At 72.8% G+C, this 24,599-nt stretch carries 20 protein-coding genes; 11 read left to right on the top strand and 9 right to left on the bottom strand.

Annotated features, from left to right (window positions below):
- The first annotated feature begins 70 nt into the window (after window positions 1–70).
- From QF030_RS19430 to QF030_RS19420, 3 genes are all read left to right on the top strand, one after another.
- Window positions 71–1,204, top strand: a complete 1,134-nt coding sequence (locus tag QF030_RS19430) for an acyl-CoA dehydrogenase family protein (RefSeq protein WP_307163941.1) — start codon at window positions 71–73, stop codon at window positions 1,202–1,204.
- Between the two features lie 10 nt (window positions 1,205–1,214).
- The gene (locus tag QF030_RS19425; protein ID WP_307163940.1) at window positions 1,215–2,099 is read left to right on the top strand and encodes an acyl-CoA dehydrogenase family protein; all 885 of its coding nucleotides are present in this window, start codon (window positions 1,215–1,217) and stop codon (window positions 2,097–2,099) included.
- Window positions 2,100–2,650: 551 nt separating this feature from the next.
- The gene (locus tag QF030_RS19420; RefSeq protein WP_307167624.1) at window positions 2,651–3,145 is read left to right on the top strand and encodes an ATP-binding protein; all 495 of its coding nucleotides are present in this window, start codon (window positions 2,651–2,653) and stop codon (window positions 3,143–3,145) included.
- A gap of 596 nt (window positions 3,146–3,741) precedes the next feature.
- Here QF030_RS19420 and QF030_RS19415 read toward each other — a convergent pair.
- Window positions 3,742–4,668, bottom strand: a complete 927-nt coding sequence (locus QF030_RS19415) for a cyclase family protein (RefSeq protein WP_307163939.1) — start codon at window positions 4,666–4,668, stop codon at window positions 3,742–3,744.
- 101 nt (window positions 4,669–4,769) lie between these two features.
- On the opposite strand from QF030_RS19415, the gene QF030_RS19410 reads away from it, so the two are divergent.
- From QF030_RS19410 to QF030_RS19400, 3 genes are all read left to right on the top strand, one after another.
- On the top strand, window positions 4,770–5,684 hold the full coding sequence (locus QF030_RS19410; RefSeq protein WP_307163938.1) for an SDR family NAD(P)-dependent oxidoreductase: 915 nt from the start codon (window positions 4,770–4,772) through the stop codon (window positions 5,682–5,684).
- Between the two features lie 183 nt (window positions 5,685–5,867).
- On the top strand, window positions 5,868–7,016 hold the full coding sequence (locus QF030_RS19405; protein WP_307163937.1) for an acyl-CoA dehydrogenase family protein: 1,149 nt from the start codon (window positions 5,868–5,870) through the stop codon (window positions 7,014–7,016).
- 32 nt (window positions 7,017–7,048) lie between these two features.
- Window positions 7,049–8,098: a Zn-dependent alcohol dehydrogenase gene (locus QF030_RS19400; RefSeq protein WP_307163936.1), complete on the top strand. Its 1,050-nt coding sequence runs from the start codon at window positions 7,049–7,051 to the stop codon at window positions 8,096–8,098.
- Between the two features lie 163 nt (window positions 8,099–8,261).
- Here QF030_RS19400 and QF030_RS19395 read toward each other — a convergent pair whose 3' ends face one another.
- The gene (locus QF030_RS19395) at window positions 8,262–9,305 is read right to left on the bottom strand and encodes a GlxA family transcriptional regulator (protein ID WP_307163935.1); all 1,044 of its coding nucleotides are present in this window, start codon (window positions 9,303–9,305) and stop codon (window positions 8,262–8,264) included.
- A 71-nt stretch (window positions 9,306–9,376) separates the two neighbouring features.
- Here QF030_RS19395 and QF030_RS19390 point away from each other — a divergent pair, with 71 nt between their 5' ends.
- Together QF030_RS19390 and QF030_RS19385 are read left to right on the top strand one after the other, a co-directional pair.
- On the top strand, window positions 9,377–10,720 hold the full coding sequence (locus QF030_RS19390; RefSeq protein WP_307163934.1) for an MFS transporter: 1,344 nt from the start codon (window positions 9,377–9,379) through the stop codon (window positions 10,718–10,720).
- A gap of 293 nt (window positions 10,721–11,013) precedes the next feature.
- Complete coding sequence (locus tag QF030_RS19385) at window positions 11,014–12,543, top strand: multicopper oxidase family protein (RefSeq protein ID WP_307163933.1); 1,530 nt, start codon at window positions 11,014–11,016, stop codon at window positions 12,541–12,543.
- A 23-nt stretch (window positions 12,544–12,566) separates the two neighbouring features.
- On the opposite strand, the gene QF030_RS19380 is transcribed toward QF030_RS19385, so the two are convergent.
- From QF030_RS19380 to QF030_RS19355, 6 genes are all read right to left on the bottom strand, one after another.
- A complete protein-coding gene (locus tag QF030_RS19380) occupies window positions 12,567–13,166 on the bottom strand; it encodes a flavin reductase family protein (protein ID WP_307167623.1) in 600 nt (199 codons plus the stop codon).
- Between the two features lie 62 nt (window positions 13,167–13,228).
- A complete protein-coding gene (locus tag QF030_RS19375; RefSeq protein WP_373428902.1) occupies window positions 13,229–13,972 on the bottom strand; it encodes an enoyl-CoA hydratase/isomerase family protein in 744 nt (247 codons plus the stop codon).
- 254 nt (window positions 13,973–14,226) lie between these two features.
- Window positions 14,227–16,452, bottom strand: coding sequence for an acetate--CoA ligase family protein (locus QF030_RS19370; RefSeq protein ID WP_307163932.1), 2,226 nt, complete (start codon window positions 16,450–16,452; stop codon window positions 14,227–14,229).
- A 137-nt stretch (window positions 16,453–16,589) separates the two neighbouring features.
- Entirely contained in the window at window positions 16,590–18,080 is a 1,491-nt protein-coding gene (locus QF030_RS19365; RefSeq protein ID WP_307163931.1) for a flavin monoamine oxidase family protein, read from the bottom strand.
- A 170-nt stretch (window positions 18,081–18,250) separates the two neighbouring features.
- Window positions 18,251–19,438, bottom strand: coding sequence for a flavin-containing monooxygenase (locus QF030_RS19360; RefSeq protein WP_307163930.1), 1,188 nt, complete (start codon window positions 19,436–19,438; stop codon window positions 18,251–18,253).
- A gap of 295 nt (window positions 19,439–19,733) precedes the next feature.
- Entirely contained in the window at window positions 19,734–21,386 is a 1,653-nt protein-coding gene (locus QF030_RS19355; protein WP_307163929.1) for a subtype B tannase, read from the bottom strand.
- 210 nt (window positions 21,387–21,596) lie between these two features.
- Between QF030_RS19355 and QF030_RS19350 the strand changes: the two genes are divergently transcribed.
- From QF030_RS19350 to QF030_RS19340, 3 genes are read left to right on the top strand one after another with little or no spacing between them, the layout of a single operon-like run.
- Window positions 21,597–22,004, top strand: coding sequence for a Zn-ribbon domain-containing OB-fold protein (locus QF030_RS19350; RefSeq protein ID WP_307167622.1), 408 nt, complete (start codon window positions 21,597–21,599; stop codon window positions 22,002–22,004).
- Between the two features lie 25 nt (window positions 22,005–22,029).
- Entirely contained in the window at window positions 22,030–22,632 is a 603-nt protein-coding gene (locus tag QF030_RS19345) for a GNAT family N-acetyltransferase (protein ID WP_307163928.1), read from the top strand.
- Between the two features lie 51 nt (window positions 22,633–22,683).
- On the top strand, window positions 22,684–23,574 hold the full coding sequence (locus QF030_RS19340) for a GNAT family N-acetyltransferase (RefSeq protein ID WP_307163927.1): 891 nt from the start codon (window positions 22,684–22,686) through the stop codon (window positions 23,572–23,574).
- Window positions 23,575–23,916: 342 nt separating this feature from the next.
- Here QF030_RS19340 and QF030_RS19335 read toward each other — a convergent pair whose 3' ends face one another.
- Complete coding sequence (locus QF030_RS19335) at window positions 23,917–24,582, bottom strand: pyridoxine/pyridoxamine 5'-phosphate oxidase (protein WP_307163926.1); 666 nt, start codon at window positions 24,580–24,582, stop codon at window positions 23,917–23,919.
- Window positions 24,583–24,599 lie beyond the last annotated feature (17 nt).

Here is a 24,599-nt window from a genome sequence, read left to right as displayed (position 1 = left end):
CAGCGGAAACAGCGGAAACAGCGGAAACAGCGGGAACTGAGGTCACTGAGGGAACGGGGGGATCAGGAGCATGGATCTCGCGGACAGCCCCGAGGACGCGGAGTTCCGGGCCCGGCTGCGCGAGTGGCTCGGCAAGGTGCTGCCCACGCTCCCGCCGAAGCCGTCGCCGGACGACTGGCCCGGCCGCCGCGCCTACGACCTCGGCTGGCAGCGGACGCTGTACGACGCCGGGTACGCCGACGTGCACTGGCAGGCCACGCCGGGCGTCCGGCTGATCTTCCTGGAGGAGACGGAGAAGGCGGGCGCGCCCTATGTGGGGGCCGGCTTCGTCGGGCTGCTGCACGCCGGGCCGACGATCGCCGCCGAGGGAACGGCCGGACAACGGGCGCGCTGGCTGCCGCCCATCCTGCGCGGCGAGGAGGTCTGGTGCCAGGGCTTCAGCGAACCCGACGCCGGGTCGGACCTCGCGGCGTTGCGCACGCGCGCGTGGCGTGACGGTGACGACTACGTGGTGAGCGGGTCCAAGATCTGGACCTCGCACGCGGAGGTCGCCGACTGGTGCGAACTGCTGGTCCGCACGGATCCGGGAGCGCCCAAGCACAAGGGCATCACCTGGCTGGCCATGCCCATGGACACCCCCGGTATCACCGTGAGGCCGCTGCGCACCCTCGCCGGATCCGCCGAGTTCGCCGAGGTGTTCCTCGACGAGGTGCGGGTGCCGGTCACCCATCGGGTGGGGGAGGAGAACGACGGCTGGCGGGTGACGATGGTGACGCTGTCGTTCGAGCGCGGCACCGCCTTCGTCGGCGAGGTCGTCGCCTGTCGGCGCGTGCTGGGCGAACTCGCCGTGGCGGCACGGAGGAACGGACGCTGGGACGATCCCGTCCTGCGGCGGCGGCTGGGCGCCCTCAACGCCGAGTTCCGGGCGCTCTGGCGGCTGACGCAGTGGAACGTCAGTGCGGCGGAGGCCCAGGGCGGTCTGCCGGGCGTCGGAGGTTCGGTTTTCAAACTGAGGTACTCGCAGGCGCGCCAGGAGCTGTACGACACGGCCGCCGACGTCCTGGGGGACGAATCCCTCGACGCCGACCGCCCCTGGGTCCACGACCGGCTCTCCTCCCTCTCGTACACCATCGCGGCCGGTACCTCGCAGATCCAGCGGAACATCGTGGCCGAACGGATCCTGGGCCTGCCGAAGGGACGGTGAACCCGACATCATGCGTTTCCGACTGACGGAGGACCAGCGAGCGCTGCGGGACGGGATGCGGGGGCTGGTGGCGCGCCGCTTCGACCGGGCGGCGCTGCGGGCCGCCGTGGACCGGCCGGGGCGGCTGGACCGGGTGCTGTGGCGGGAGCTGGGGGCGGCCGGTTTCTTCGCTCTGCGGTTGCCCGAGGCGGACGGCGGGGTCGGACTCGGGCTGCCGGAAACCGTGTTGGCGTTCGAGGAGGCCGGCCGGGCCCTGCTGCCGGGGCCGCTCGTGGCCACCCACCTCGCGGCGGGCCGCGTACCCGGCGCGGCCGAGGGGGAGACGGTCGTGGCGGCCGTGGACGCCGGCGGGCTGGTGGAGTGGCTGACGGAGGCGGACGTCGTGTGCGGAGAGGTGGACGGGGCTGTGCCGCTGCGGTCGGTGGACCCGCTGACGCCGTTGCACCGCGTTGCGGGCGTCACGGCGGCCGTGGATCCGGTCGCCGTTCTCCTCACCGCGGCCGAGCAGCTCGGCACGGCCACGCGCGCGTGCGAGCTGGCCGTGCAACACGCCCGGGCGCGCGAGCAGTTCGGGCAGCCGATCGGCGCCTTCCAGGCCGTCAAGCATCTGTGCGCGGAACTGCTGGTGCGGGTGGAGGTGGCCCGCGCGGCGGTCTACGCCGCCGCCGTCACCGCCGACCCGGCCGACATCGCGGCCGCCCGGCTGCTCGCCGACGAGGCCGCCGTGCGCGGCGCGCGCGACTGCCTCCAAGTGCACGGCGGCATGGGCTTCACCTGGGAGGCGGACGTGCATCTGCTGCTCAAGCGGGCCTGGCTGCGCACCCGGCGTGCGGGAGGCGGCACGGAGAGTGAGGAGCTGCTCGCGGCCGACCTGTTGTCCGCAGCGGGCCGTTAGCGGCGCCCGCCTGGGGTGACGGCAGGGTTGCCGCAGGGGCGGCCGTACGGATGTCACGGATCGTGGCATACCGAAATCACGGAGCGTTGATATCGGGTTGTGGCCGATGCGTGACCCGTTACGGCCCGGAGTCGGCAGGCCTCTCCGGTACCTTCTGTGGGATGCGAGTGGTTCCGAGCATGAGCCATGCCGGCGGTGCCCCTGGGGCGGTGCCGGATCCGGCGGTGCGCGCCGCCGCTCGCAGGGCGGACGGGCTCCGGGGGCCTGTCTGTTCGACTTCCCGCAACGAGCGTCGCACAGTATGCCGCACGGGTACTCCTTCGCGCTGGAATATGCCCGAAGCGCTTGTTGAGGTGACTGTATGTCAACCAAGCTGTCTCGTAAGGGATTCACGTTCCGTCACCCTGCCTCTGGCTGTTGTCCTGGCCATGCAGAAAATGGCTACGATCGTGGCCCCCGTCGTCATGGTGCACACGCGGCTCGCGTGGCTCGCGTGGCGCACGGCCATGTGTCCGCCGGTTCGGATGGTGTGAGCGGTGCAGGTGCTTCAAGTGCAGCTGGAGATCCGGCCCGACCCCGCTGAGGTGGGGCGCGCCCGCAGGTGGGCCCGTTCGCGCCTCGCCGGGTCCGGGATAGGGGACGAGGAGCCGCTCGCCGAGACGCTGATCCTGCTCGTCTCCGAACTGGTCACCAACGCGGTCGTGCACACCGGCTGTCCGGCCGTGCTGCGGCTCTCCCTGCCGGGCGGGACGGCCGAGCCGTCCACCGTCCGGCTGGAGGTGGCCGACACCAGCGACCGGGCGCCCGTTCCCCGGTGCGCCGGTGACGAGGCGACAGGCGGCCGTGGCCTGGCCCTGGTCGACGGCCTCGCGGACCGCTGGGGCTGGAGCGTCGAAGGCGCCGGCAAGCGCATCTGGTGCGAACTGGACCGCTGCGCGGAGCCCGGTGGCGCCGAGGTGGGCCACGGGGGCGCGGAGACGTGCCGGGGCGCGGTCCCGGCGGAGCCCGAGCCGGCGTATGGAGGCCTCGCTTACGAGGTCGTCTGAGCGGTGTCCGGGCGGCGGTGGTCGAGTGGGATCCGGCAACGGTGTTCGGGCAGTGGAGTTCAGGCGGCGGTGATCGGTCAGTGGTGGTCGGCGGCCGTGATCGGGCGGCCCTGATCGGGCGGCCCTGATCGGGCGGCCCTGATCGGGCGGTGGCGAGGGCGCACGGGTGCGGAGCGTCCATGGGAGGCGCGGAGTCGCGGTGCACGGGCGCAGAAAGCGCTGTCGTCGATCGTCCGGGCCGGCATCGGTGCGCCCGGCTGTGCTTCTGTGCGCGCCCACCGCAAAAGCGGACGTAAGTAATAAATGGCCGTTCAGGTGTTGACGCCTGGTGTCCGTTTGATCACGCTTGTGGTCAGCGATTCGCCGTGAGGGGACGACGAGGGCTTCGGTGACGGAGGCTCTCGCCGAGTGCGGGTCGCGATTCGGCGTCGGCTCCCTCAGGGCCGAGGGGAGTTGGTGGGGGTCGCTCCCGCTCGGGCGGAGTCGGGAGTGGGGGAGGGCGCGCCGAGGTCGGATGGCGGTGCGCGGTGCCGTGCTCGGGGCGGGCAGCCGCGTACCGCCAGCCGGCGTGGCGAGCGCCGGTCGGCGCAGCTCTCCTACAGCACCGCCACGGGGGCGACCGGAGTTCCGGTCCCGCCGACGAAGGGCTCGGGCATCGCCGACAGCAGGAACGCGTAGCGGCCCGTTTGTCCACAGGCTGTGGACAACTCTTCGAGATTCCAGTTCTGGCCCTGGAACATCCCCATCTCCACCAGGTCGAGCGCGTGCACCGGCAGCCACAGGTCGTCGATCTCCGGCGGGAAGATCTCGAAGGTGAGGGTGTCGTTGGCGACCGCCGCCACATCGCGCGCGTGGAACCACTCCGGCGTGCGGACCGAGAGGCCCGGCGACGGATAGCCGTACGCCTGCCTGTCGCCGGCCAGGTAGATCTGCACCTGCCCGGTCCGTACGAGCACGATGTCGCCGGCGCGCACCCGGGTGCCGGCCAACTCCTCCGCCGCCGCCAGGTCCTCCGGGGTGACCGCGTGCCCTCCGTCCAGCCGGTCGACGCCACGCGCGCGTGCCACGTCCAGAAGGACCCCGCGCGAGACGACGTGCCGGGCCTTGTCGATGCCGCCGAACTCGGCGCCGCCGTGCGGGGTGATGGTGGCGGCCGGCCGGCCGTTGTAGAGCTTCCCCGAGTGCGAGACATGGGTGAGCGCGTCCCAGTGGGTGCCGGCCTGGAGGCCCATGGTCACGGCGTCGTCGCTGCACGCCACCGTGCCGGGCCCGAAGATCTCCTGGTTGATCTGCACCATGGCGTGCAGGGGGTTGACCCGCCCCGGGATCAGCCCGGTCTGCACGCCGTCCTCCCGCAGGGGGAGCGCGAGCGGGACGCGGCGGCCGGTGCGGACCTCGGCGACGGCCGCGCGGACGACGTCGTCGGTGATGAGGTTCAGCGTGCCGATCTCGTCGTCGGCCCCCCAGCGTCCCCAGTTGTTGACGCGCTTCGCGATGTCGTGGAACTCGACCGGCAGTGTCATTCCATGCCTCCCCGGGGCTTGTCCCCGACCGACGGACGGGTCAACCTAGACCTCGAATCCAAATCTAACGGTCCGTCAGAAACTGTGGGAGGGGGCCGGACGTGGGGAACTTCCTGACCGGCAAGGTCGTCGCCGTCACGGGGGCGGGACGAGGCATCGGACGGGCGGTGGCGCTCGCGGCGGCGGCCGAGGGCGCGCGGGTCGTCGTCAACGACTACGGGGTCTCGGTGGACGGCGCCTCACCCACCAGCGAGATCGCCGAGTCCGTCGTCAAGGAGATCGAGGCGGCGGGCGGGGAGGCGGTCGCCGTCGCCGACGACGTCTCGACGATGGCCGGCGGGCAGCGGGTCGTCGACACCGCGCTGGCGTCGTACGGGCGGATCGACGGCGTCGTGTGCGTCGCCGGGATCCTGCGGGAGCGGATGCTGTTCAACATGTCCGAGGACGAGTGGGACCCGGTCGTGGCCACCCATCTCAAGGGCACGTTCACCGTGTTCCGGGCCGCGTCGGCGGTGATGCGCGGGCAGCGCTCCGGCACACTGATCGGCTTCACCAGCGGCAACCACCAGGGCTCGGTCTCGCAGGCCAACTACAGCGCCGCCAAGGGCGGGATCATCTCGCTCGTCCGCAGTGCCGCACTGGGGCTGCACAAGTACGGGGTGACCGCGAACGCGGTGGCTCCCGTGGCCCGTACCAGGATGTCCGCGGGCGTTCCCATGGAGCTGGCGGAGATCGGTGAACCGGAGGACGTGGCCGCGTTCGTCGTGTATCTGCTGTCCGACCGCGCGCGGGACGCGGGGGTCACCGGGCAGGTGTACACCGTCGCCGGGCCGAAGATCGCGGTGTGGGCGCAGCCCGGTGAACTGCGTTCGGCCTACGTGGAGGGAGGTTCCTGGACGCCGGAGCGGATCGCGGAGGTGTTGCCGGGGACGGTGGGGGTGGAGCCGATGCCGATGCTCGCCCGGTTGGAGGAGATGGCCCGGGCCGCGCGGGAGGGGAACCGGCCGAACCGGTGAACGTACCTGGTGCCGTCTGCCGTCTGCCGTCTGCCGTCTGCCGTCTGCGGGCCGCGTGTGGCCGGCGGACACCGCCGCCCCCGTGGCGGCCCGAGACGCCTGCCGCCGACAGCGGGCGGCAGTGTCGCGCAGTTGCCCGCGCCCCTGGGTGGGTTGCACCTGCCCCGGCTCAAGGAGCTGAACGTGGATTTCGGTTTTACCTCCGTGGACGACGAGTTCCGCGCCGAGGCGCGTGCCTGGCTCGCGGCGAACGCCCCGTACCCCGCCGACCGGCGGGCCTGGGAGCGCACGCTCGGGGCGGCCGGGTGGATCGGGCTCGGGTGGAGGGAAGGCGGGTACGGGAACCGGAGCGGGAGTCTTACGCAGCAGGTCGCCTGGGCCGAGGAGTACGCGCGGTCGGGGGCGCCGGCCCGCTCCGGGCACATCGGGGAGAACCTCCTCGCGCCGACCCTCCTCGCGCACGGCACGGCGGAGCAGAAGGCGCGCTTCCTGCCGCAGATCGCCCTCGGCGCCGAGCTGTGGTGCCAGGGGTACAGCGAGCCGGGCGCCGGGTCCGACCTGGCCGGGGTCCGTACGAAAGCCGAACTCGCCCCCGACGGAAGGTCGTACCGCGTCACCGGGCAGAAGATCTGGACCTCCCTCGCGCATGAGGCCGACTGGTGCTTCGTGCTCGCCCGCACCGATCCGCGGTCCAGGCGGCACCACGGACTGACCTTCCTCCTCGTCCCCATGGACCAGCCGGGACGGATCGAGGTGCGGCCGATCCGGCAGCTGACCGGCACCAGCGACTTCAACGAGGTCTTCTTCGACGGGGCGCACGCGCGCGTGGAGCACGTCGTCGGCGCGGTGGGCGACGGCTGGCGGGTGGCGATGAGCCTGCTCGGCTTCGAACGCGGGGTGTCGACCCTCGCCCAGCAGATCGGCTTCGCCCGGGAGTTGGAGCGGGTCGTACGGACGGCGGTGCGGACGGGGGCGGCCGACGACCCCGTCGTACGTGAGCGGCTGGTGCGGCTGTGGGCCGAACTGCGCACCATGCGGTGGAACGCGTTGCGGACGCTGGGAGGCTCCGGCGGCCCGGGTGCGCCCAGCGTGGCGAAGCTGCTGTGGGCGGGCTGGCACCAGCGGCTGGGGGAGGTGGCGGTGCAGGTGCGGGGGGCGGCGGCGAGCGTCGGCCCCGCGGACTGGTCGCCGTCGTCCCCGTACGAAATCGACGACACACAGCACCTGTTCCTGTTCTCCCGGGCCGACACCGTCTACGGCGGCTCGGACCAGATCCAGCGCACGATCATCGCCGAGCGGGTGCTCGGCCTGCCCAGGCAGCCCAAGGGATAGCGACGGGAAACGGACAGGACGGTGGGAACGCGATGCGAGGCGTGGTGTTCGACGGGAAGCGGGCCGAGGTCGTCGACGATCTGGCCGTCCGCGATCCGGGGCCGGGCGAGGTGCTCGTCGCGGTCTCGGCGGCCGGGCTGTGTCACAGCGACCTCTCGGTCGTCGACGGGACGATTCCCTTTCCGGCGCCCGTCGTCCTCGGCCACGAGGGCGCGGGGGTCGTCGAGGCGGTCGGCGCGGGGGTCGCCCATGTCGTGCCGGGGGATCATGTCGCGCTGTCCACCCTCGCCAACTGCGGCACGTGCGCGGAGTGCGACCGCGGCCGGCCGACGATGTGCCGGCGGGCCATCGGGCGCCCGCGGAAGCCGTTCACGCGCGCGGGGGCCCCGGTGTACCAGTTCGCGGCCAACTCCGCCTTCGCGGAGCGCACGGTGGTGAAGGCCGTACAGGCCGTCCGGATCCCGGCGGACGTCCCGCTGACGTCCGCCGCGCTGATCGGGTGCGGGGTGCTGACCGGTGTCGGGGCCGTGCTCAACCGCGCGCGGGTCGGGCACGGGGAGAGCGTCGTCGTCATCGGGACGGGCGGGATCGGGCTGAACGTGGTGCAGGGAGCGCGGATCGCGGGCGCGTCGCGGATCGTCGCGGTGGACGCGAACCCGGCGAAGGAGGCGGTGGCCCGGCGGTTCGGCGCCACCGACTTCCTGACCTCGACGGACGCCGTGCGGGAGGTGCTGCCCACGGGCGCGGACCACGTCTTCGAGTGCGTCGGCCGGGTCGAGCTGATCCGCCAGGCGATCGATCTGCTGGACCGGCACGGCCAGGCCGTGCTCCTCGGAGTTCCGCCGGCCACCGCCGAGGCGTCCTTCCTGGTCTCGTCGATGTACCTGGACAAGTCGATCCTGGGCTGCCGGTACGGCTCGTCGCGCCCGCAGCGGGACATCGCGCTGTACGCCGATCTGTACCGCGCCGGTCGTCTGCTCCTCGACGAACTGGTGACGGACACCTACCCGGTGGAGGACTTCGCGAAGGCGGTGGCGGACGCGGAGGCGGGACGAGTGGCACGGGCGGTGCTCACGTTCTGACCGGAGAGCCCGTCCGGCTGCCCGGCCGTGCCGCCCAGCCGCGGCCATCGGGGGTTGCGCGCGCTGCTCGGCGGGTGGTCGACCCGTCGGCGGCGATTCTGGCCGGGGTCGGGGTGACCCTGCTTCTCACGGGGGTGGGGGGGAGGTGCGCACCGGCGGGAGGTTACCGCAGGGCCGCGTCGACGGCGCCGTCACGACCACCGCTCTCGCCGCTTCCGGGACGGAAGGTGCGGAAGGTGCGCCGATACGCGGTCGGCGTGACCCCGAGGGCCGCCTGTAGGTGCTGCCGCATCGACTGGGCGGTGCCGAAACCGGCGTCCCGGGCGATCCGGTCGACGGACCGGTCGCTGGACTCCAGCAGGTGCCGGGCCCGCTCGACCCGTTGCTGGGTGAGCCACTGGCCGGGGCTGATGCCCACCTCCTCGCGGAAGCGGCGCGTGAACGTCCGTACCGACATGGCCTCCTGTTCGGCCATGTCGCGCAGCTGGATCGGTTCGTGGAGACGGCCCAGCGCCCAGGCGCGGGCGGTGGTCGTGGTCGCCTGCTGCGGGTCGGGCACGGGGCGCTCGATGTACTGCGCCTGGCCGCCGTCACGATGCGGCGGTACGACCGTACGGCGGGCCACCTCGTTGGCGACCGCGGCGCCGTGGTCACGGCGCAGGAGATGGAGGCAGAGGTCGATCCCGGCCGCCACCCCGGCGGAGGTCAGGACGTCGCCGTCGTCGATGAAGAGCACGTCCGCGTCGACCCGGATCCTCGGGAAGAGCCGCTGGAAGTGCTCGGCGTGCATCCAGTGCGTGGTGGCCGGGCGGCCGTCCAGATAGCCCGCGGCGGCGAGGACGTAGCCGCCGGTGCAGATGGAGACGAGGCGGGTGCCGGGGCGGAGGCGGGCGAGGGCGGCGGCCAGTTCGGGGGTGAGCACACCCTGCTCGTAGACGGGGCCCAGCTCGTAGGAGGTCGGGACGACGACGGTGTCGGCGTCGGCCAGCGCCTCGGGACCGTTGGCGACCAGGACGGCGTAGTCGGCGTCCGTCTGGACGGGGCCCGGCGGCCGGACGGAGCACGTGACGACGTCGTACAGGCGACGGCCCGCCGCGTCGCGCGCCTTGCCGAAGATCCGCTGCGGAATGCCCAGCTCGAAGGGCATCAGCCCGTCGAGGGCGAGGACGACGACGCGATGGCGGGAGGGTGCGTACGGTTCGGCCATGGCCCGATCCTAGCGAATGCTGTCCCCCGGGCCACTCGCCCGGTAGGTTCCGCTATCGGAAGCTCTGTGACGTGACCCAGACAACCGAAACCCCGGCGTCCGCCGGGGATCCGCAGCCCGTCTCCGACCGTGTCCCCGGCCGCCGTCGCGGCCGCGTCCACCGCGCCTGGTTCGTCGCCGCCGTCACCTTCGTCACGATCATCGGCGCGGCGGCCTTCCGTTCCCTCCCCGGCCTGCTCATCGACCCGCTGCACCAGGAGTTCGGCTGGTCGCGCGGCACGATCGGCGCGGCGGTCTCGGTCAACCTGGCCCTGTACGGCCTCACCGCCCCGTTCGCGGCGGCGCTGATGGACCGCTTCGGCATCCGCCGGGTGGTCGCGGTGGCCCTGACGGTGGTCTCGGTCGGCTCGCTCCTGACGGTCTGGATGACGGCGGCCTGGCAACTGATGCTGTACTGGGGCCTGCTGGTGGGCCTCGGCTCCGGCTCGATGGCGCTCGCCTTCGCCGCGACGGTCACCAACCGCTGGTTCACCGAGCGCCGGGGCCTGGTCAGCGGCATCCTGACCGCGGCCTCGGCCTCCGGACAGCTGATCTTCCTGCCGCTGCTGTCCTGGCTGATCACCCGGCACGACTGGCGCCCGGCGGCGGTGACGGTCGCGCTGGCCGCGCTGGCCGTCGTCCCCTTCGTGTGGCTGCTGCTGCGGGACCATCCGGCGGACGTGGGCCAGAAGCCCTACGGCGCGACGGAGTTCGTCCCGAAGCCGGCCCCGGTGCAGGGCGCCGCGCGCCGCACCCTGCGGGTCCTCTCCTCGGCGGTCCGCACGGGCCCGTTCTGGCTGCTGGCCGGCACCTTCGCGATCTGCGGCGCCTCCACCAACGGCCTGATCCAGACCCACTTCGTGCCCGCCGCGCACGACCACGGCATGCCGATCACGGCGGCGGCCTCGCTGCTCGCGGTCATCGGCGTCTTCGACGTGGTCGGCACGATCGCCTCCGGCTGGTTCACCGACCGCTTCGAGCCGCGCCGACTGCTGGCGGTGTACTACGCGCTGAGGGGCGTCTCGCTGCTGTTCCTGCCGATGCTGCTGGCCCCTTCGGTGCACCCTCCGATGATCTTCTTCATCGTCTTCTACGGTCTCGACTGGGTCGCCACCGTTCCGCCCACCCTGGCCCTGTGCCGCGAGCAGTACGGCGACGACAGCGCGATCGTCTTCGGCTGGGTCCTGGCCTCCCATCAGGTAGGCGCGGCGCTGGTGGCCTTCCTGGGCGGCATGGCGCGGGACGCGTTCGGCTCGTACGACATGGTCTGGTACGCGTCCGGGGCGCTGTGCGCGGCCGCGGCGCTGATGGCGCTGGTGATCCGGCGGCGGCCGGCGGCCCCTGTGGCGGCGGCTTCCGTGGCGGCGGCCACCTGAGCCGGTGACCTGCCTGAGCCGGTGCCGGGGCGAGGTGCTGGTCCCGGCCCGTGCCGGTCCCGGCCCGTGCCGGTCCCGGCCCGTGCCGGTCCGGGCCCGTGCCGGTCCGGGTCGTGCCGGTCTGGGTCGGGTCGGGTCGGTGAGGCGAAGGTGGTTTCGGGGCTCCTTTACGTACCATATGGGCACATTCCGACACGGATGGCTGCGCTGTGCGGCCTCCGTGTCGTTGCTCTGCCCGACCGCTGCGGGACCGCCCGCCGCTTTCCGCTGCTCTCTGCCCATGGAGGCGATACGTGACATCTCTGGCCCGTCGTGGCGTGCTGAAGTGCCTGCCGGTCGCCGCCGGGGCGGTCATGACCGGCGTGGCGGGGAGTCCGCGGGCGGTGGCACGGCAGGAGGGCGACCCCTCCTTCCCGCAGCCGGAGATCCGCAGTTCGGCGCCGCGCACGGGGCGGCTGGAGACCCGTCTGACCGTCGGGTTCACCGAGCAGGTGATCCCCGGGGTCGGCACCGTGACCACGCGCACCTACGAAGGGGTGATCCCCGGGCCGACGCTGCGGGTGCGTCCGGGGGACTCGCTCGAGATCGAGCACATCAACGCGCTGCCGCCGAACGACGGGGCGGCGCATCACGACATGAACGTCCCGCATCACTTCAACACCTTCAACCTGCACACCCACGGCATGCACGTGGACCCCACCGGCGAGGCGGACAACATCTACCGCACCTTCGAGCCCTCCGACACGCCGGGGGACACCACCACCCACCGCAGCAGGGTCGAGGTGCCGGCGGACCATCCGGCCGGCACGTTCTGGTACCACCCCCACCATCACGGCTCCACGGCGACCCAGCTGCTGGGGGGCATGGGGGGCGCGCTGGTCGTCGAGGGGGACGTCGACGAGGTGCCCGAGATCGCCGCCGCCAAGGACGTCGTCGTCTTCATCAGCGAACTCAAGCTGTCCGGCGGGCGGGTGCCGGACCTGACCTCCCACGGCACCTACGAGGGCCTCGACTCCACCTTCCTGGTCAACGGCGCGAAGAACCCCGTGCTGACCATCGCCCCGGGGGAGGTCCAGCGCTGGCGGGTCGTCAACGCCGGAGCGGTCACCGCTCACTTCCTGAGCCTGCGCGGACACGAGATGCACCAGATCGCCTGCGACGGCATCACCTTCATGGAACCCGTCGCCACCAGCGGACTGACGTTGCCGATGGGCGGGCGCGTCGACGTGCTGATCCGCGGGGGCGAGCCCGGTACCTACAAGCTGACCGGCGGGGGTCCCTCGCAGACCCTGCTGACGCTCGTCGTCACCGGCGAGCCCCGCTCGATGCCGCTGCCGACGAGCCTGCCCGGCCGATCCACGAGCCTGCCCGAGCCCACCCGCACCCGGCACCTGATCTTCCGCAGTGACGAGAACGTCTTCTCAGGCGCCTTCCCGAACGCCTACCGCATCCTGGGCGACGGCGAGACACCGCCCGCCGACCCGCTGGCGGGCCGCAGCGACCTGGCCTGGGGCCGCCTCGCGGCCGACTTCGTCAACCAGCGCGTGCGGCTGGGCGAGGTCGAGGAGTGGACGGTCGTCAACGACTCCCACGCCCACAGTCATCACCCCTTCCACCTGCACACCAACCACTTCCTCCTGACCGCCGTCGACAACCGCCGCCTGGCCGCGCCGGTCTGGCACGACACGGTCAGCGTCCCGCCGAACGGCTCGATCACCTTCCGGCTGCGCGCCGAGGACTTCACCGGCCGCTCGATGCTGCACTGCCACCAGCTCCAGCACGGCGACGAAGGCATGATGCAGATCGTCGACTACGTGCGCTGAGCGGGGCGTACCGGCGCCGGCGCTCAGAGGAAGCGGCCCCGGTGGAACAGCAGGGGCGGCGCCTCCGCGGCCTCGCCCGTTCCGAGGGCGGTCACCCGGCCCACGACGACGAGATGGTCGCCGCCCGTGTGGACGGCGTGGATCGCGCAGTCGATCCACGCGAGGGTGCCGGCCAGGCGGGGCGCCCCCGACACCGGCGCCGGGTCGTGGGCGACACCCGCGAACCTGTCGGTGCCGCTCGCCGCGAAGGCGCGGCACAGACCGTCCTGGCCGGCGCTCAGCACGTTGACGCAGAAGACACCGGCGCGGGCGATACGCGGCCAGCTCGTGGAGGTGCGGCCGACCATGAAGGCGACCAGCGGCGGATCGAGGGAGAGGGAGGAGAAGGACTGGCAGGCGAAGCCCGCCGGGCCCGCGCCCCCGTCCTCGCCCTCGACGGCCGGTGCCGTCACGACCGTCACGCCCGACGCGAAGCTGCCCAGCACCCGCCGGAACTCGCCCTGGTCCACCGGTGCGCGTTCGTCCTCGCGGACACAGCGCAACTCCGGGCGGGGCAGCGCCTCGACCGGGCGGTCCGTCCTGAGGTAACGGACGGCCGCAGCCGCCATTCCCGCATGTCCCATCATGTGTTCCATTGAAACTGACGACATGTCAGATAGGAAGGGCCGCGGCAGCGGCGACCCCGTCACCGGCCCCGGAACCTCGGCTCACGTCGTTCGACGAAGCTCGTCACGCCCTCCCGCGCGTCCGCCGTCGTCATGTTGATCTCCTGAGCGGTGGCCTCGGCGGCGAAGGCGGCGGCCCGGTCGCCGTCGAGCGAGGTGTTGACCAGCTGTTTGGTGAGCGCCAGCGCGCGGGTGGGACCGGCGGCCAGGCGGGCCGCCCACTCGCGGGCCGTCCTGTCCAGCTCACCGTCCGGCACCACCCGGTTGACCAGGCCGAGGCGTTCGGCGTCCGGCGCGGTGAGCGCGTCGCCGAAGAACATCAGCTCCTTGGCCCGCAGGGGACCGATCAGCCGGGGGAGGAGATAGGCGCCGCCGCCGTCCGGGACCAGGCCCCGGCGGACGAACACCTCGATGAACCTCGCCGATCGCGCGGCCAGCACCAGGTCACAGGCGAACGCGAGGTGCGCGCCCAGGCCGGCCGCCACGCCGTTCACCGCGGCGATCACCGGTTTCTCGCAGTCGAGGACGGCGGAGACCAGGCGCTGGGCGCCGAGGCGGAGAGTGCGGGCCACGTCTCCCGCCACCCGCTCGCCGTCCGGGGAACCGCCCCGCAGATCCGCTCCCGCGCAGAAGCCGTGCCCGGTGCCGGTGAGGACCACGGCCCGGACGTCCGGGTCGGCCGAGGCCTGCGCGAGGAGATCGATCAGCTGGTCCCGCATACCGGGGGTGAGGGCGTTGAGGGCCTCGGGACGGTCGAGGGCGATGTGGGTGACCTGGCGGTCGGTCCGGTGGAGTACCGACGGCTCGGCTTGGGGCGGGGGCTCCGGCTCGTTGCTGGTGCTGGTGCTGGTGCTGGTGCTGGTGCTGGTGCTGGTGCTGGTGCTGGTCCCCGGTGCCGGTGTCGGGCCCGCCGTGCTTGGTGTCGATGTCGGGCTCGGTGCCGTGCTTGGTGTCGGTGTCGGGCACGGGCTCGGGCACCATCACGCTCCGTTCCGGGCGCTCGTCCGGGCGGTGGTCCTCACCGGCACACCGCCAGGGCGTCCAGCGCCACCGCGCCCTGGCCCCACGGCAGGACCACCAGGGGGTTGATGTCGAGTTCGGCGAGGTCGTCGCCCAGCTCCAGGGCCATCCGCTGCACGCGCAGGATCACCTCGACGAGCGCGTCCAGATCGGCCGGAGGGCGGCCCCGTACGCCGTCCAGCAGCGCTCTCCCGCGCAGTTCGGCCAGCATGTCGCGGGCCTGGTCCTCGCCGAACGGCGGCACCCGCACGGCGGCGTCGCGCAGGACCTCCACCAGGACCCCGCCGAGGCCCGCGGTCACGGTCGGGCCGAACAGGTCGTCGTGGGTCACGCCGACCACCATCTCCACGCCCCGCTCGACCATCTGGCACACCAGGACGCCGTCCAGCGAGATGCCCTCGTAGCGCGCGATGTCGGTCAGCTCGCGGTAGGCGTCCCGGACCTGGCTGGCCGAGGTGAGACCGACCTTCACCAGGCCCAGCTCGGTCTTGTGGGCGATCTGCCCGCCGGACGCCTTCATCACCACGGGGTAGCCGACCAGCGCCGCCGCCCGCACCGAGGCCGCGGCACTGGTCACCAGCTGCTCGCGCGGAACCCGGATGCCGTACGCCCGCAACAGCTGCTTCGCCGCGTGCTCGCTCAGCTGCTGTCCCGGCCGCATCAGCAGCTGCGCCTTGCGGAAGGACGGGGACTGGACGCGCGGTGCCTCGTCGAAGGGGGAGCGGTAGCCGCTCACGAAGCGGTGGTGCGCGAGGTGGGCGCGGACCGCCGAGACGCAGTTGGCGAGGGTGCGGAAGGTCGCCACCCGGGAGGAGCCCAGCAGGACGTCCCGGTAGGCCGGTTCGGTGCCCACCGGCGAGCCCCAGACCACGCACACCAGCTTGTCCGTCCGTTCCGCCGCGTCCACGAGATCCTGGACCAGACGGTCGCTCAACGGGGGGAACGGGCCCGTGATGGGGCAGATCAGCACGCCGACGGCGGGGTCGTCGAGGATCGCGTCGATGATCTTCCGGCCGCGCTCGTCGCCCACCGGGTGCCCGCCGTTGTCCACCGGGTTGGCCACGTTCAGGTAGGCCGGGATCCACTGGTGCAGCTCGGCCTGTCTGTCCGCCGACAGGGTCGGCAGGGTCAGACCGGCCGCCGTCGCCAGGTCGGCCGCGTGGGCGCCGGTGCCGCCCGAGATCGAGTAGACGACGACCCCGTCGGCCCGCGGCGGCCGGGCCCGGGCCAACAGGGCGGCGGTGTCCTGGAGTTCGTCGAGACCGTCCACCCGGATCACGCCGTACTGGCGCATCGCCGCGTCGACGACCTCGTCCGCGCCGGTCAGCTTGCCGGTGTGGGAGGCGGCGGTGCGGGCGCCGGTCTCGGTGCGGCCGACCTTGACCGCGACGACCGGCACCCCGCGCCGGGCCGCCCGGTCGGCGGCGAGGAGGAAGGACCGGCCGTCCTTCAGCCCCTCCACGTAACAGGCGATCGCGCCGACCTCGGGACGCTCGGCGAAGTAGGAGAGGAAGTCGGCGGTCTCCAGATCGGCCTCGTTGCCGGTCGGCGCCCAGTGGGAGAGGCGGATGCCGAGTTCCTGGAGGGCGAAGACCGGGCGGCCCTGGTGGCCGGACTGGGTGATCAGCGCGATCGACGGGCCGCGGAGGTCGTCGCGGAACCGCTCGAAGGCGTTGAGGTTGGTGTTGGGGCCGAGGAGGCGGATGCCCGAGCGCGCCACCGCCGCGGCGAGGCGGGCCTGCGCGGCCGCGCCCTCCTCACCCGTCTCCGCGAAGCCGGAGGCGAAGACGACGGCGAACCTCACCTTCGTCTCGGCGAGCTGCTCGATGACGGGCAGCGGGTCGGCGACCAGCAGGACGGCCAGGTCGACCTGTTCGGGCAGGTCGGCCACGGACGGCGAGCAGGGCCGGCCGAAGACGCTCCCGCGGGTGGGGTGCACGGGATGCAGCCGCGCCCCCACCCGCTCCGCCCAGTCCACCAGTTGCCGGGTGACACCGGTGTTCGGGCGTCCTTCGGCGTCCGAGGCGCCGATGACCGCGACCGATTCCGGCCGGAAGAACCGGTCCAGATCGGGGACGTCCGCATAGAGCGGACGGCCGCTGACGTCGAGGTCGTCCGCCTCGGCCGGCCGGCCGTGGACGGCGGGCCCGGGATGCTCGCCGCACGCGACGACCCGGGCCCGGCGTGAGTCGGTGGTGAGGGTGCCGTGGGTTGATCCAAGCATCGGTCCGCCCGCTCCTGTGTGACTGCCATGAGTGACCGTCAAGTAACTGACGCTCTGTCAGGTTACATACCTGACGGAGTGTCAGGAATGGTCGTGCACACAGAAAGGAGCGGGCGGGGAGCGGACGCGGTCACCGGCTAGAGCACCGCCAGCACCTCCTTCGCCACCCGCTCGCCCGACCGCACGGCCCCGTCCATGAAGCCCATCCAGTGGACGGAGGTCTCCGTCCCGGCCCAGTGGATCCCGCCGACCGGCTCGCGCAGGGCCGGGCCGTACTGCGTCAGGACGCCCGGCGCGGCGATCGAGACGGGGCCGCCGCGGGTGTAGGCCTCGTTGTTCCAGCGTTGCAGGACGAAGGAGGAAGGGGAGGCGGCTTTCTCGCCGAAGTACGTCACGTAGTCCTTCAGCACGGCCGCCCTGACCTCCGCCTCGCTCGCGGCGTCCAGCTTGCGGGCCTCGTCGGCCTCGATGAAGCCCATCAGCGCGCCGTACGAGGCGTCGGGCGGGGAGTTGTCGAAGGTGGAGCTGATCACCCCGGTGTCGCTGACGACCTGGCCGTTGAGGCCGTCGGCCCGCCAGAAGGGGGTGTCGTAGATCGCGATCGCCTTGGCCACCGAGGCCATCGGCAGGCGCTGGGTGAGCTGGTCGCGGGCGGCGGGCAGCAGCGGGTCGTACCGGATGCGGGCGGCGAGCGGCGGGGGCACGGCGACGACGACCCGCTTGGCGGTGACGGTGATGCCGTCGGCGGTGACGACGTACGTGCCGCCTGACCGGGCGATCGTGCGCACCGGTGCGTTCAGCACCACCCGGTCGCCGAGGGTGGCGGCGAGTCCGGCCGGCACCCGTTGGGAGCCGCCGACGAAGCGCAGCTCCTGGGCGCCGTTCGCGGTTTCGGTGAGGCGTTCCAGGGTGCCGGGGGTCGAGGCGTTGCCGGCGGCCGCGATGTAGAAGAGGACGAAGAGCAGCGAGAGTTCGCGGGGCTCGGCCGAGAAGATCGACGTGCAGGCCACGTCGAGGAGGAACTTGGCCGAGGGGACCACCGCGTTGGCGTTCAGCCAGCTCTCGAAGGTCTGCTTGTCCCACTCGGCGGCCTTGGCGGCGGTCCACGGAGCGTCGACCGGCACCTGCTTGGCCATGTCGTCCAGCGAGGCCTGCACGATCGCGGCGTTGGCGAGACCGGCGACATCGACGGGCGGGACCGAGCCGAGGAGGCCGTCGGTGGCGTACGGGGTCTTCCTGCCGTCCTTGTAGAGCAGGTTCTTGCCGGTGTTGTAGGTGGCGAAGGTGGCCACGCCCAGGGAGTCGGCGAGCGCCTTGATGCGGTCCTGGGTGGGGCCGATGAACTCGCCGCCGCCCTCGGTGACCCCGCCGTCGGGCAGGCGCAGGTTGACCACCCGGCCGCCCACGCGGTCGCGGGCCTCCAGGACGACGACCGTCCGGCCGGCGGCCACGAGGTCACGGGCCGCGGTGAGGCCGGCGAGCCCGCCGCCGACGATCGCGACGTCCACGTCCCGGGTGGTGGCCGCGGCGGCCGTCCCGGCGGTGGTCGCGGTGAGGGTGGCCGCCCCGGCCAGGGCGGCGGTACTGCCGAGCAGGGAACGGCGGGAGAGCTGTCTTTCACGTGCCACGTGCGTCCTCCGTCGAGCGAGAGGTGAAGTGAAGCCGGAAAGGTGAACAGGGCTCACATTCTGGCTCCGCGCGAGGGCGCACGACAACGGCCTCGTCACATCCGACACAGATGTAACGGGCAGCGGAAATACCTGAGTTGTACGGGAGACGGGCTACGGGAGGCGCGCGGTTAGGCGTTCTTGCGGACCGCCTTCGCGATCTTCTCCGCGTCGATCGCCAGTTCGCGGAGGGTGCCGCTGATGGGGGTGGTGAAGCCGGTGAAGTACAGGCCGGGGGCGTTCTTCGGGGCGCGGGCGCCGTGGCCGACGGGTCTGCCTCGGTCGTCCAGCACGCCGAGGTGGCCGACGAGGTCCTCCAGGCCGCAGACGTACCCGGTGGCGGCGACGACGGCGTCCGGGGTGATGCGGGTGCCGTCGGCGAGGGCGATCCCGCCGCCCTCCTCCAGTCCCGTCACGGCGGCGACGATCTCCACCCTGCCCTTGCGCACGGCGTCGATCAGACCGACGTCCTGCACCGGGATGGCGCCCTCCTTGACGCGGGAGTAGAGGCCGCTGCCGGGGCGGGGCAGACCGTGCGCCGACAGGTCGGGCACGCTGAGCCTCGCCATCGCCCGCGCGAGCCGGTCCACGAGGCGCACCGGCAGCCGCCGTACGAGCACGGCCGTGTACTGCGCGGCCCACCCGGCCGTCGAGCGGCGCACGATGTGCGGGGCGGTGCGCACGGACAGCCGCACCCGGGCCGCACCGCTCTCCACCAGGTCGACGGCGATCTCGGCGCCGGTGTTGCCGACGCCGACGACCAGGACGTCCCGGCCGGCGTACTCCTTGCCGCTGCGGTAGGCGGCGGCGTGCGCCAGCTCGCCCCCGAACGTCTCGCGGCCGGGCCAGTCCGGCAGGTAGGGGGTGTGGTTGTAGCCGGTGGCGACGACCACCGCCGAGCCGACGAGCTCGCGCCCGCCGGTGGCGCGCAGCAGCCAGCCGGTGCCGTCCGGGGTGCGCTCGACGCGGGAGACCTCGACGCCGGTGACGGTCTCCAGCTCGTGGACCTCGGCGTACTTCTCCAGGTAGCGCACCATGTCGTCGCGTGCCACCCACCGCCCGAACCGGCGTGGCATCGCCAGGCCGGGCAGGGCCGAAAGGCGCCGGGTGGTGTGCAGATGCAGCCGGTCGTAATGACGCCGCCAGGACGCGCCGACCCCGTCGGCCTTCTCCACGACGACCGCCCGTATGCCCTGGGCACGCAGCGCGTACGCGGTGGCGAGGCCGCCGGGACCGCCGCCGATGACGTAGACGGGGCGGTCGGCCGGGTTCGCGGTGGTGATCGCCGGGGGAGTCGGGAGCGGTGCGGAGTCTTCCATGAGCGCGAGCGTAATCACGCAGGCGGTTGATGGGTCTCGGTCAAGACCGGAATTGGTTGCGGATCGATCACGTGTGGGGGAAGTACGGGCAGGGCCGGTGACGTGGGCCCGTCGGTCGTGTTCGGCCGGGCGGATCGGTGAGGAACCGGTGCGCAACCCGGCGGGGGAAAAGTGCGACGCCCGGCCGAGGTGCGCTCGGGCCGGGCGTCGCGTGCGGACGGCGTCGGTGACCATGACGGGAAACTGACGCGGCCGCGTCCGGGGTGCCACCCGGCGGGACCGGGGGCGGGCGGAACTACTGCTTCTCGGCCTTGGCGCCGCTCCTGGCCCGGTGGCCCGTCACCTTGGCGATCCAGGTGATGAAGTCGCCGGGGTCGGTGTTGGCGCCGTGGCCCTGGTCCCAGTAGTAGAGGTGGTCGACGTCGTCGCCGAGGCCGTGCGCGGCGGCGGCGATGTTGGCGGAGACCGTCAGCGAGGTGTCGGAGTCCTTGGTGCCGAGACGGATCCACCAGTGCTTGCTGCGGCCCGGGTTGGGCTTGTCGGCCAGGAAGTACATCGGGTTCATCAGCCGCAGCACCTCGGGGATGTCGCTGTCGAGGCGCTTGGCGGTGAGCCCGGTGGTGTCGTTCTTCAGGCTGTACGCCGTGAAGTGACGGGAGATGACCGTGCCCTTGCCGAACTCGTTGTTCTCGCCCGCCGACAGGTCGAAGGCGTCGAAGGCCGGAACGGTCTTCTTGCGGGCGCCGACGTGGGTGAGGAAGTCCGCCCAGGAGAAGCGGGCCCTGCCGTTCTTCCAGGTGATGAAGGTGTTGGCGGCCAGGTACGTCTCGCGGGCGGTGTCGGAGAGGGCCGCGAGGTAGGTGGTGGCCGACGGCTCCAGGTACTGCTTGACCAGGTACTCGTCGTAGTTGCGGGCGTTCAGCGTGCCGAAGCCGTTCAGGCCCTCGAGCTTCAGTCCGGCCTGGTACTCGGCGAACTGCGCCCGGAGCGTCCTGGACACCGCCTGGTCGACCTGCTTGCCCGTGCCGAGGGCGTTGGTGCCCCAGTTCCACTCGTAGGAGGCGTCGGCGTGCTCCAGGTCGGTGATCGGGCACCAGGCGCCGGTCGCGAAGATCGCGTCGGAGGCGTCGGCCGCGCCGAGCTCCTCGAGGTACTTGTCGTAGAGCGGGCTGTCGCCGGACGCGCCGAGCAGCGAGGAGAGAGCGCCGCCCGCGCTGGTGCCGGCGGACACGATCCGGTCGGTGTCGCCGGGGACGACGCCCTTGTTGGCGCGCAGGTACCGCACGGCGGCCTTGAGGTCGACGATCGCGGCGGGTGCCACGCCGTAGTACTCGCCGGCGGAGTTCTTGAGCGTACGGCCGCGGGCGCCGGGCTCCACGACGACGTAACCGGCGGCCAGGGCCAGCAGCTGGTTGGAGGACAGGGCCCCGCCGGTGGCGTTGGTGTTGCCGTTGGCGCCGGGTGCCGAGGCGGAGGCCGACGCGCTCGCGGAGGGCGCTCCGGAGGGGGCGCCGCCGCCCATTCCGCCGCCCATTCCTCCGGCGCCGACCCCGGTGGCGTCCGCCACGGAGGACGGCATGTAGCCGCCGACGGAGTTCGCGAACAGGATCGGCGCGTCGCTCGCGTCTACCGCCGTGCCGTCGATCTCGACCGGCACGCTCACGTTGAGCGACTGGTAGGCGGCGTCCAAGGGCTTGGCGACGTAGGTGATCGCCTTCCAGAAGTGGTACGTCACGGAGTGCTCGTCGCCCGCCGTGTCCGTGACGGTCGTCGTGAGCTTGGTGTAGGCGTCCGGGTCGAAGGCCAGGGACCCGGCGTCCGAGGACGAGGACGCCGACGTGCCGCCGGAGGCCTGCGCGCTGAGGGCGATGCCGCCCACCGCCGCGGCACCCGCGGTGGCGCCGAGCCCCAAGACGACCGACCTGCGCTTGACTGCCCTGTGCTTCACGATGCTGCCTCTCCATGGACCGGGTGGTGACTGTGTGCTCTCTCTCCGGCTTGCGATGGTGAACGTATTTCTTCGCCAACAAAATCGTCAACAATCTTCGGCGCATTCACGGGCGACGCACAGCTTCGTGGCGGACGCACAGGGATCTCTCATGGGGAATGCGAGGGCTTCCCGCGTCCGGACGACTGACGTACCGTCAGATCCATGGAGATGGGCAACCGTTTCGACGTCCCCGAGGCCGACGCCTTCACCCGCGCGTACTGGACCGCGGCCGCCGGCGGCCGGCTGCTGATCCGGCGCTGCGGGGCCTGCGCGCGGGCCCACCACTACCCCCGGGAGTTCTGCCCGTACTGCTGGAGCGAGGACGTGACCTGGGAGGACGCGAGCGGCCGGGCCACCCTCTACACGTGGTCCGTCGTCCACCGCAACGACCTGCCGCCCTTCCGGGAGCGGACGCCCTACATCGCGGCGGTGGTCGACCTGGCGGAGGGGCCGCGGATGTCCACGGAGGTCGTGGGGGAGGCCGTGCGGGAGGGGGCGGGCCTCCGGGCCGGACTGGCGCTGGAGGTCGCGTTCCGGGAGGGGATTCCGGTGTTCCGGCCCGCGCCCGCGCGCTGAAAGACCCGCGGTGTTCAATGGCCGGATGACCGACATGCGCGAGCCGCGCCGGGCCGCCTCCGGCACCGGTCTCCACGGCCACGGACTGACCCTGCGGCCCTGGGACCCGGAGTCCGCCACCGACGTGGACGCCTGGCTGCGTGGGCACACCGACCCCGAGTTCCGGCGCTGGAACACCCCGCTGCGGACGATCACCGATTCCGCCGGCGCCCGGGCGTCACTGGCGGTCAGAAGCGCGGACGCGGCGGCCGGGACCTCCATGTCGTACTGCGTCACGGACGCCGCCGACGGCACGATCCTCGGGCAGGTCGGGGTCAACGTGATCGACCAGGTGCTGAGCTCCGCCAGAGTCGGCTACTGGATCCTGCCGGAGGCGCGGGGCCGGCACGTGGCCACCCGCTCCCTGCTGCTCGCCTCGACCTGGGCCTTCACCGAACTCGGCCTGCACCGGCTGGAGCTGGGCCACGCGCTCGGCCACGACGCCTCCTGCCGGATCGCCGAACGCTGCGGCTACCGCCACGAGGGGACCCTGCGCGGCGCGATGTGGGAGTCGGGCCGCCGGGACGCCTTCCGCGACGTCCACCTGCACGGCCGGTTGGCGACGGACGCGGAGCCGGATGCCCCGTGAGAGCGCGGTAAATGGCGCGCGACGCACGGTGTCCGCGCGTCACGATGGGGCATGCGCCCCGACGACTGGCACCTCACCCACGACCTCGACGCGTTCCTGGACCGCGCGGGCGACTTCCTGGCCTCCCGCCCCGACCTGCACACCGTGCCGCTGACGGTGCTGAACGGCCTGCGCCGCCGCGGCCTGCACATGTTCGGTGGCGGGGCCCCCTTGTTCGGCGCGCTGGAGACCCGGGACGGCGAGGTCGGCGCGGTGTTCTTCCGTACCCCGCCGCACTGGATCAACGTCACACCGCTCACCGAGGAGCAGGCCGACGCCCTCGCCGCTCGGCTGGCGTCCGCCGGGCACCGCCTCCCGGGCATCTCGGCGGAGAGCGCGACGGCCGCCGCCTTCGCCACCGCCTGGCGGCGGCACGCCGGTCCGGAGCCGCGGTTGCGCCGGTGTGAGCGGCTCTACCGGCTGGACCGGCTCACCGTCCCGGCGCCGGCCCCCGAGGGCGCCCCGCGGGTGGCCACCGCCGCGGACCGGGACCGTCTGGTCCGCTGGTTCGAGGAGTTCGGCGAAAGCATCGGCGAGGGCAACCGCCAGGACGGCGGAGGCTGGGCCGACTCCCGGATCGCCTACGGCGGGATCACCTTCTGGGAGTCGGCCGACGGCACACCCGTCTCCATGGCAGGCGTCACCCCGGAGGTGGCCGGCCAGATCAGGGTGGCTCCCGTGTTCACCCCGGCCGGGCTGCGCGGGCGGGGCTACGCGGGCGCGGCGACGGCCGAGGTGAGCCGCGCCGCGCGGGCCACAGGGGCGGAGGTGCTGCTCTTCACCGACCTGGCCAACCCGACGAGTAACGGCCTCTACCAGCGCATCGGGTACCGCCCCGTGGCGGACTTCGCGGTGTACGAGTTCACGGCGCCGACGGAACGTGCCGCCGCCTCTTCCCGGTGAGGGAGGGGCTGGGCGGGGCCGGTCGAAGGGCCGGGGAGAACTGGCGCGGCGGGCTCGCGAGAACACGTACCGCGCCTGGACCGTCCTGCGTACGGATGCCGCGCCGACCGCCGGGACTCCCCGGCACCACCGCCTCGGGGGCGGCCTGCCGCACGGCGCATGCCGGGGGCGGGCCTGCCAGCAGTGGCAGATCGAGGTGACCGGCAGCGGACGTGGCCGGTATCTCCTCGACACGTCCCGCGACGCGTGCCGGCTCGCCGTCGCCGGGACAGGGCGCCTTCGCCGGGACGGGGAACCCTCGCCGGGAGACCCACGTGCACTGACCGGCCCTGAGGGGTGTGCTCAGGGCCACAGCTGTTCCCTGGTCCAGGAGCCGCCCGACCGGCGGTACCTCAGTCGGGCGTGACGGCGGGTGCTGTCGCCCTGGAAGAACTCCACCTCGTCCGGGCGCAGTCGGTACAGGGTCCAGGTGGGGGACTTGGCCGCGGGGTTCGCGCGGGCGTGTTCCCAGGCCGCCTGCGACGCGCTCGCCAGTTCCTCCGTCGAGGTCAGGATCTCGCTCTGCCGTCCGGTCAGGGCGGCGGCCAGGGCTCCCGTCGAGCGGGCGTGCAGATCGGCCTGGGCCTCCTCGGAGGGGGCGGAGGCGACCGGGCCGCGTACCCGTACCTGGCGGCCCAGCACCGGCCAGTAGAAGGTGAGGGCCGCGTACGGGCGGGCCGCGAGCTGGCGCCCCTTCCGGCTGGTGGCATGGGTCGCGAAGGCCCAGCCGTCCGCGTCGGCGCCGTGCAGCATCACGATGCGGGCGTCCGGCAGGCCGTCCTCGCCGACGGTGGCGAGGGTCGTCGTGTGCGGCTCCCGCTCGCCCGCCGCCACCGCCTCGGCGAACCAGTCCGTGAAGAGGGACAGCGGCTCGGCGGGCGCCGCCTCCGGGGCGAAGGGCGGCAGCGCCGTCACCTCCGGGTCCCACACCCGCAGCGACCTCAGCAGCTCATGAAGATCCTTGGCCATACGGCGAGGGTATGCGG

The sequence above is a fragment of the Streptomyces rishiriensis genome (assembly GCF_030815485.1).
GTDB classification, from domain to species: Bacteria; Actinomycetota; Actinomycetes; order Streptomycetales; family Streptomycetaceae; genus Streptomyces; species Streptomyces rishiriensis_A.
Note: the sequence above shows the minus strand (reverse complement) of the source record. Positions and strands in the feature narration are given on the sequence as shown.